Annotated in this window: 8 protein-coding genes; all 8 read right to left on the bottom strand. The window is 74.6% G+C overall.

Features of this window, described 5'->3' with window-relative positions:
* On the bottom strand, window positions 1-504 hold a 504-nt coding region (locus I4I78_RS26660; protein WP_255567196.1), incomplete at its 3' end, for an MATE family efflux transporter.
* Between the two features lie 59 nt (window positions 505-563).
* The gene (locus tag I4I78_RS26655) at window positions 564-1,196 is read right to left on the bottom strand and encodes a methyltransferase domain-containing protein (RefSeq protein ID WP_308252374.1); all 633 of its coding nucleotides are present in this window, start codon (window positions 1,194-1,196) and stop codon (window positions 564-566) included.
* Window positions 1,197-1,331: 135 nt separating this feature from the next.
* Window positions 1,332-2,345, bottom strand: a complete 1,014-nt coding sequence (locus I4I78_RS26650; protein WP_218614248.1) for a bifunctional oligoribonuclease/PAP phosphatase NrnA — start codon at window positions 2,343-2,345, stop codon at window positions 1,332-1,334.
* Window positions 2,345-2,788, bottom strand: coding sequence for a 30S ribosome-binding factor RbfA (gene rbfA, locus I4I78_RS26645; RefSeq protein ID WP_218614247.1), 444 nt, complete (start codon window positions 2,786-2,788; stop codon window positions 2,345-2,347). Before rbfA ends, I4I78_RS26650 begins: the two co-directional genes overlap by 1 nt.
* A gap of 104 nt (window positions 2,789-2,892) precedes the next feature.
* Window positions 2,893-3,186 carry a DUF503 domain-containing protein gene (locus I4I78_RS26640; protein ID WP_218614246.1) on the bottom strand — a complete coding sequence of 98 codons (294 nt, stop codon included), beginning with the start codon at window positions 3,184-3,186 and terminating at the stop codon, window positions 2,893-2,895.
* Window positions 3,187-3,333: 147 nt separating this feature from the next.
* Window positions 3,334-6,447, bottom strand: a complete 3,114-nt coding sequence (infB, locus tag I4I78_RS26635) for a translation initiation factor IF-2 (RefSeq protein ID WP_218614245.1) — start codon at window positions 6,445-6,447, stop codon at window positions 3,334-3,336.
* 176 nt (window positions 6,448-6,623) lie between these two features.
* On the bottom strand, window positions 6,624-6,860 hold the full coding sequence (locus I4I78_RS26630) for a YlxR family protein (RefSeq protein WP_374225924.1): 237 nt from the start codon (window positions 6,858-6,860) through the stop codon (window positions 6,624-6,626).
* Window positions 6,861-6,985: 125 nt separating this feature from the next.
* The coding region (nusA, locus tag I4I78_RS26625) for a transcription termination factor NusA (protein ID WP_218614244.1) at window positions 6,986-8,152 on the bottom strand (1,167 nt) is incomplete at its 5' end.

The following is an 8,152-nucleotide window of genomic DNA, read 5'->3' as shown; positions in this document are numbered from 1 at the left end:
CGGGCGGACGGTGTCCTGCACGCCGCGCATCCAGCCGTTGCCGGCCAGGGTCACCAGCACCAGCGGCGCCCCGCACAGCGCGATCCGCAGCCACGACTCGGCGCCGGCGGCGACCGCGTCCCCGCCGGGCGTCCCCGCCCCGGCCAGCGCGCCGGCCACCGGCCCGGCAAGCAGCTGGCCGGCGACGAGCACCAGCAGCCCGACCCCCAGCGCCAGCCAGGTCGCCTGCACGCCCTCGGTGACGGCCTCGGAGCGGCGCCCGGCGCCGTGCAGCCGCGACGCCCGCGCCGTCGTGCCGTAGGACAGGAAGTTCAGCTGGGTGGTGACCTGGCTGAACAGCACGCCGGCCACCGCCAGCCCGGCCAGCGGCACGGCCCCCAGCCGTCCGACGACGGCCGTGTCCACCAGCACGTAGAGCGGTTCGGCGGCCAGCACCGGCAGCGCCGGCACCGCGAGCCGCAGCACGTCGCGCGCGCCGCCTGCGGGCCTCGTATCGGGCGACATGACCCCATCCTCATCGGGAGGCGCGCGGCGGCGCACCCCTTACCCGCGGGCCACCACGGCTACCGCCCGGCGGCCGCCTTCGGGCGCCGGCACAGGTAGCAGAACGCCGGCGGCAGGTTGCGCCACACCGTGCGGGTGACGACGACCTCGTCGAACGTCTCGTGCAGGGTCTCGCGGAACCGCCGCGCCGAGGGCAGCGGCATGCCCTGCGGATAGGCGAAGGTGGCGAACACGCCGGTCGCGCCGATGGCGGTCACCACCTGGCCGAGGATCGCCTGCTGGGTCCCCCGGTCGAACAGCGACCAGGGCAGGCCGCTGATCACGGCGTCGACCTTGTGCACGTCCCGCTCGGCCAGCAGCGCGCCGAGCTTGGCCGCGTCACCGTTGATCACCTCGACGCCGGGGTGTACCCGGGCGAGGTAGGTCGCCATCGCCGGGTCCAGCTCCACGGCCAGGTGCCGGGCGGAGGGAGGCAGGCGGCGCGACACCATCTCGCTGACGGCGCCGGTCCCCGGACCGAGCTCCACGACGACCGGGCTGCCCTGGGTGGGCGCCACCATCGCGAGCCGGGCCGAGAGCCACGGCGAGCTGGGGGCCACGGCCCCGATTCGGGCGGGGTTGCGCACCCACGCCGCAAGGAACGCACGCCACGGATAGTCGGTACCCGCAGCCCGTGCGGATTCGGACGTCACCGCTCCACCTCCCGGGTCGGACATCACGCTACGGCCCGGGCGACGGTATCGCTCGCTCCGGTCCTCCCCGGGCGGGCGGAGGTGGCCCGGCTCACCCGGCGGCCGGTCACGCCGGCGCCGGTCGGGCTGCGCCCGTCAGGCGAGGGCGCGACCGTCGAGGTCGGCCTGCGCGGCCAGCTCGCCGCGCAGCGCGTCCAGCACGTCCTCGACCGGTCCGGGCCGCTCCACCCCGGCCGCACCGGGGTGCCCGCCGCCGCCGAGGCGGGCGGCCACCGCGGACAGGTCCGGGACGCCGGTGCCGCGCATCGACGTCGACCACTCCCCCGGCGAGATCTCGCTGACCAGTGCGGCCACCCCGTCGCCGGCGGTGGCCCGCAGGTGCCCGACGGCCGAGGGCACCTCGGACCGGAACCGCTCGACCGTGGCGGCGTCCACCGTGGCCCACACCAGCCCGAGACCGCCGACCGCGTCCGGCTCGCGGCGCGCCCCGGCCAGGATCGTGGCCAGCGCGGCCAGCCAGGCGAACGACGACGTCCCGGACAGCCCGCGCAGCAGCGTCCCGGGCTCCGCACCCGCGTCGACGAGCTCCGCGGCGAGCCGCAACGCGTCCGCCCCACCGAGCCGGAACCCGCCGGTGTCGGTGTAGAGCCCGGCGAACAGTGCCCGGGCCAGCGTCGCGTCCAGCGGCACGCCGAGCGCGGCCACGACCGCGCGCACGAGCGTCACCGTCGCCGGGGCGTGCGGGTCCACCAGGTGGTGCGTCCCGAACCCGGTGAACGACGCGTGGTGGTCCACGACCAGCGTCGCCCGGGCCCGGTCGAGCAGTGGCGCGAGCGTGCCGAGCCGGCCCGGCGACGACGTGTCGCAGCAGACGAGCACGTCCGGGCGGGCCGGCACCTCGTCCGGCTCGACGACCAGGCCGCCCGGGTCGAGCATCCGCAGCGGGGCGGGCACCGGGTCCGGGCCGCCGAACGACACCACGGCGGGCACCCCCGCCCGCCGGACCGCGGTGGCCAGGGCGACGGCGCTGCCCATCGCGTCGGCGTCCGGGCGGACGTGGCCGAGCACCAGCACCCCGGACGCACCGCGGAGCAGCTCCGCGGCACCGGCCGCGTCGACCGGACCGGGGGGAACCGGGCCCGGGGCCATCAGTCCTCGTCGCTGCGCGGAGCGCGGTACGGATCGGGGTCGCCGGCCGGGGACGCCCCCGCGGCCAGGCGGGCCACCTCGGCGTCCGACGCCCGGGTGCGGGCGAGCAGCTCCTCCATCCGGCGGGCCTCGTCGGGCACCTCGTCCAGGAAGAACGCCAGGCTCGGGGTGTGCCGGACACCGGTCTGCTGACCGACCCGGCTGCGCAGCACCCCGGTGGCGCTGGCCAGGGCGGCCGCCACACCCTGGGTGTCCGGCGGCGAGTCCACCGAGGCGCCCATCACCGTGTAGTAGACGGTCGCCTCCCGCAGGTCACCGGTCACCCGGGTGTCGGTGATGGTCACCATCGACAGGCGGGGGTCCTTCACCTCGTGCTCCAGGGCCTCCGCGACGATCTGCGAGATCCGCTTCGCCAGCTTGCGGGCGCGCGCGTTGTCGACCATGTCGCTCTACCTTTCCCTACGGAACTACCGCGGTGAGAGTGGGAATCTCGACCGGTGACGCCACCGGCGAGTCTAAGGGAGTGGGCACGGGCGGGGTGCGCCCGCTACTCGTCCCCGGGTCCGAGCATCCGGTGCCGCGCCGAGAGCATCTGAAGCTCCGGGCGGGCCGCCACCAGCCGTTCGCAGCGCTCCAGCACCGACCGCACGTGCCCGGCGTCCGCGGCCACGCAGCTGACGCCGATCACGGCCCGGCGGTGCAGGTCCAGGTGCCCGGTCTCGGCCGCGGCGACCTCGAACCGGCGCAGCTCGGCCAGCACCGGCCGCACCACCGACCGCTTCTGCTTCAACGAGTGGACGTCACCGAGCAGCACGTCGCACTCCAGCGCCCCGACGTACACGCCACGACCTCCTGATGTTCTTGCGCAGCACCAACGCGCCCAGGCACGCAACCCCCGCATCGCCGCGCCGACCATTCCGACCCGGACACCGCAGAACGAAAGACGGGGACGGCCGCCAGAGCGACCGTCCCCGCCCGAACAGGGCCGCTAGGCCCGGGGCTTCTCTCGCATTTCGAACGTCTCGATGACGTCGCCGACCTTGATGTCGGAGTAGCTGCCGAGCGTCAGACCGCACTCGTAGCCCTCGCGGACCTCGACCACGTCGTCCTTGAACCGGCGCAGCGAGCTGATCGGCAGGTTGTCCTGGATGACCGTGGAGTCCCGCATCAGACGCCCGCGGGCGTTGCGGCGGATCTCCCCGCCCATCACGAGGCAACCGGCGATCGTGCCGAACTTGGAGGACTTGAAGACGTCGCGGACCTCGGCGCGGCCGAGCTCCACCTCCTCGTACTCCGGCTTGAGCATGCCCTTGAGGGCCTGCTCGATCTCGTCGATCGCCTGGTAGATCACCGAGTAGTAGCGGATCTCCACGCCCTCGCGGTTGGCCAGCTCCGTGGCCTTGCCCTCGGCACGGACGTTGAAGCCCATGACGATGACGTTGTCCGCGATCGCGAGGTTGATGTCGCCCTCGGTGATCCCGCCGACGCCGCGGTGGATGACCCGCAGCTCGACCTCCTCGCCCACGTCCAGCTTGACCAGGGCGTCCTCGAGAGCCTCCACGGTTCCCGAGTTGTCACCCTTGATGATCAGGTTGAGCGTGTTGGTCTCCTTGAGGGCCGCGTCGAGGTCCTCGAGCGAGACGCGCTTGCGGCGGCTCGCCAGCTCGGCGTTGCGCTCGCGGGCACGGCGGCGGTCGGCGATCTGGCGGGCCACCCGGTCCTCGTCCACGACGAGGAACGTGTCGCCCGCGCCGGGCACCGAGGTGAACCCGATGACCTGCACCGGCCGCGACGGGGTCGCCGCGGTGATGTCGGCACCGTGCTCGTCGAACATCCGCCGCACACGCCCGGAGGCGTCGCCGGCGACGATCGAGTCGCCGACGTGCAGCGTTCCGCGCTGCACCAGCACCGTGGCCACCGGGCCGCGACCGCGGTCCAGGTGTGCCTCGATCGCGACGCCCTGGGCCTCCATCTCGGGGTTGGCCCGCAGGTCCAGAGCGGCGTCGGCGGTCAGCAGGACCGCCTCGAGCAGCGCCTCGATGTTCGTCCCCTGCTTCGCCGAGATGTCGACGAACATCGTGTCGCCGCCGTACTCCTCGGCGACCAGGTTGTACTCGGTCAGCTGCTGGCGGACCTTCGCCGGGTTCGCACCCTCGACGTCGATCTTGTTCACCGCGACCACGACCGGCACTCCGGCCGCCTGGGCGTGGTTGATCGCCTCGACGGTCTGCGGCATCACGCCGTCGTCCGCCGCGACCACGATGATCGCGATGTCGGTCGACTTCGCACCACGGGCACGCATGGCGGTGAACGCCTCGTGACCCGGGGTGTCGATGAACGTGACCAGCCGCTCCACGCCCTCCAGCTCGGCCGGCACCTGGTAGGCGCCGATGTGCTGGGTGATCCCGCCGGACTCCGACTCCCGGACGTTCGCCTTCCGGATCGTGTCCAGCAGGCGCGTCTTGCCGTGGTCGACGTGACCCATGACGGTCACGACCGGCGGGCGGGCCTCGAGGTCCTCGTCGGTGCCGTGGTTCTCACCGAAGGAGATGTCGAAGGACCCGAGCAGCTCGCGGTCCTCCTCCTCCGGGCTGACGACCTGGATCTCGTAGTTCATCTCCTGGCCGAGCAGGTGAAGAATCTCGTCGGAGACCGACGCCGTCGCGGTGATCATCTCGCCCAGGTGGAAGAGCACCTGGACCAGCGAGGCCGGGTTGGCGTTGATCTTCTCGGCGAAGTCGGTCAGCGAGGAACCGCGCGGGAGACGGATCGTCTCGCCGCCGCCCTTGGGCAGGCGGACGCCGCCCACCGACGGCGCCTGCATCGCGTCGTACTCCTGGCGCTTCTGCCGCTTCGACTTGCGGCCCTTGCGGGCCGGTCCGCCGGGACGGCCGAACGCACCCGCGGCACCGCCGCGACCACGTGCACCGCCACCACCGGGACGACCGCGGAAACCACCGCCGGCCGGGGCACCACCGGCACCGGGAGGTCCACCGCCGCCGGGACGGAAACCGCCGCCACCGCCGGGACGACCGGCGCCGGGCCCACCACGGCCTCCGCCGGGGCCGCCACGGGCGCCACCGGGGCCGCCACGGCCGCCGGGGCCGGGACGTCCCGCGGCCGGACGCGCGGGCATCATGCCCGGGTTCGGACGCGGGGGCATGTTGCCCGGCGACGGCGGACGCGGACCGCCGCGACCGGCGTCACCACCGGGACGGGCCGCCGGACGCGGGCCGGCCGCAGCGGCTCCGCCGCCCTGACCACCCTGGCCGCCCTGACCAGCCTGGCCGCCGCCCTGCGGACCGCTCTGCTGGCCACCCTGTGCGGCCGCTGCTCCGCCGCCCTGCTGCGGGGCAGCGGGCGGGCCGGGACGCGGCGCGGACGGGCGCGGAGGGGCACCCTGACCCACGCCGAAGGGGTTGTTGCCGACCCGCGGCGCGCGCGGGCCCGGCTTCGGGCCCCGCGGTGCCGGAGCCGACTCCGTGCCGGAGCCGCCGGAGGGCCGCTGCTGGCGCGGGCGCTCCTCGCGCTCCGGGGTCTCCGGAGCGGCCGGGGCGCTCTCGGCGGCCGGCGCGCTCTCGGCGGCCGGCTGCTCGCGCGGTCCGGGCCGGGGCCCGGGACGCGGTCCGGGCGTCGCGCCCGGGGTCGGACCGTCCTGCGCGGGACGCGCCGGGGTCTCCGGGGCCGCGGGAGCGGCCGGGGACTCCGCCGGTGCCGCCGAGGCGGCCGGTGCCTGCGGACGGGCCGCGGGCGGCGGGGTCGGCTTCGCAGCCGGACCGGGCTTCGGGATGCCACCGGCCGGGCCGGGGGTCGGCCGGGACGGCGACGGGGCGCCGCTGCCACCGGTCGGGCCGGGCCGGGCGCCCGGCGCGGGGCCGGAACCGGCGCGCGGACGACCGCCGCCGGGCGCGCTGCGGCGCTGGCCGCCGGCCTGGGATCCGCCGTCGGCCATCGAGTCGCGCAGCTTGCGCGCGACCGGGGCCTCGACGGTGGAGGAGGGGGACTTCACGTACTCCCCGAGGTCCTGAAGCTTCGTCAGGACCTGCTTACTGCTGACGCCGAGCTCCTTAGCGAGCTCATGCACGCGGGCCTTGCCTGCCACTGCTCTCCTTGTTGTTCACCGGAGGCCGGGCGGCATGTCCGCACGACCTCGAACCTAGTGTCGAAGCACGTTCATGGTGCGATCTTCACAGCTGGCTCATGACGGGTCGACCGTGCTTTCTGCGATGTCGGGCCCGGGATTCTCCCGCGCCCCTGGGGTGTGACTCAGGGTGGTGCTCACGCCGATCCGCTCCGGGAACGGGCCGCTTCCGACGTCTCGACGGATCCGGTCCCGCCCTGCAGCCGGGCCCGAACCTCGCCGGTGTCCAGAGGTCCCGGGACACGCAGTGCCCGGGTGAACGCCTGACGTCGCTCGGCCCGATCGAGGCACCCCGGGTGAGGATGCAGCCAGGCACCTCGACCGGGGAGGCGGCGGCGCGGATCCGGGACCAGACGTCCGTTGACCGCGACCACTCGCAGCAGATCGGTGGCCTGCTCCCGAGTCCGGCACCCCACACACGTCCGGATCGGGGTCGATCCGACGTGCACGGGTTCCGGCCGCCGATGGCGGGCCACGTCCGAGTGTAGCGTAGCGCCGCTCAGCCGACCGGCCCCGTCCCGCCGGGCCGGGCACCGCCCGCGGTGGCGTCGGCGATCTCGCCGGACAGATCGTCGGCGACCCCGCCCGTAGCCGGCTCCGGGCCGGCGCCGTCGACATCGGACGGGCGGGCGAACACGGCCGGGACGGTCGCGTCGTCGTCGAGCTCGGCGTCGTCGCGCAGCCCGCGGGGGTCGGCGTCGCTCCGAATGTCGATCTTCCACCCGGTCAGCCGGGCGGCCAGGCGGGCGTTCTGCCCCTCCTTGCCGATGGCCAGCGACAGCTGGAAGTCGGGCACCACGACCCGCGCGACCCGCGCCCGCTCGTCGAGCACGGTCACCGAGACCACCTTGGACGGCGAGAGCGCGTTGCCCACGAACGTGCCGGGGTCCTCGACCCAGTCGATGATGTCGATCTTCTCGCCGAGCAGCTCGCTCATCACACCGCGCACCCGCTGGCCCATCGGGCCGATGCACGCGCCCTTGGCGTTGAGCCCGGCCCGCAGCGAGCGCACCGCGATCTTGGAGCGGAAGCCGGCCTCGCGCGCCACCGAGACGATCTCCACCGAGCCGTCGACGAGCTCGGGCACCTCCAGCGCGAACAGCTTGCGCACCAGGTTGGGGTGCGTGCGGGACAGCGTGATCTGCGTCCCCCGCTGGCCGCGGTTGACGCCGATCACGTAGCAGCGCAGCCGCTCGCCGTGCTTGTAGGTCTCGCCGGGCACCTGCTCGGCGGCCGGCAGGACGCCCTCGGTCTCGCCGCCCAGGGAGACGATCACCACGCCGCGGGCGTTGGCGCGCGCATCGCGCTGCACCATCCCGGCGATGACCTCGCCCTCCTTGGTGGAGAACTCGCCGTAGGTGCGTTCGTGCTCGGCGTCGCGCAGCCGCTGCACGATCACCTGGCGTGCGGTGGTGGCCGCGATCCGTCCGAAGCCCTCGGGGGTGTCGTCCCACTCCGGGCCGGGGACGCCGTCCTCGCCCGGCTCGCGGACCATCACCCGGACCAGGCCGGACTTGCGGTCGATGTCGACCCGGGCGTCGTTGTGGTGCCCGTCGGTGTGCCGGTACGCGGTGATCAGGGCGGTCTCGATCGCCTCCAGCACCGTCTCGAAGGGGATGTCCTTGTCCCGCTCGATGGTCCGGAGCGCGGGGATGTCGACGTTCAT

It is taken from the genome of Pseudonocardia sp. KRD291 (genome assembly GCF_019263595.1).
GTDB lineage: Bacteria > Actinomycetota > Actinomycetes > Mycobacteriales > Pseudonocardiaceae > Pseudonocardia.
This window is presented reverse-complemented; position numbering and strand designations above follow the sequence as displayed.

What these genes read in the sequence shown, in the direction of transcription:
- I4I78_RS26650 (WP_218614248.1), bottom strand. Translation starts at nt 2,345, where the DNA reads ATGGCCCCGGGCCCGGTTCCCCCCGGTCCGGTCGACGCGGCCGGTGCC.
- rbfA (WP_218614247.1), bottom strand. Translation starts at nt 2,788, where the DNA reads ATGGTCGACAACGCGCGCGCCCGCAAGCTGGCGAAGCGGATCTCGCAG.